The organism is Paraburkholderia sp. SIMBA_027 (genome assembly GCF_046535315.1).
Classification (GTDB): domain Bacteria; phylum Pseudomonadota; class Gammaproteobacteria; order Burkholderiales; family Burkholderiaceae; genus Paraburkholderia; species Paraburkholderia tropica.
In genome coordinates this window covers 1-318 of the sequence record NZ_JAWRWY010000276.1, presented here as the reverse complement: position 1 = coordinate 318, position 318 = coordinate 1, and the positions used below count along the sequence as shown (strand labels likewise).

Sequence of the window (318 nt, the reverse complement as noted above, 5' to 3'; positions counted from 1 at the left end):
CAATGAGGTCCCGCGACGAGAGAACCCGGAAGTACTTCCGCAGCAGGGGATGGCGGGCCACAGCCTGCGCTACCGAGACGGCGAGGTCGGACTGTTTCTGGACCAGGCCGTAACCTTCCAGCTCCACCTGGCGCCGTCCGATGTCCAGGGACGCCAGGATTTGGTAGTTCGGCGACGTGGACGTGTGGGTCATATACGCCTCGCGGAAAGACTCACTGTTGGACGAGGCGAAGTCCTGGTCGAACACGTGGATCATGGAGCCTTGGCGCAGCGAGGTCAACGTCTTGTGGGTCGACTGGGTGGCATACACCCGGATCC

At 62.6% G+C, this 318-nt stretch carries 1 pseudogene; it reads right to left on the bottom strand.

What is annotated here, in order from left to right:
* A pseudogene (locus tag SB764_RS39085) lies at window positions 1–318 on the bottom strand (ornithine decarboxylase); the annotation flags it as partial.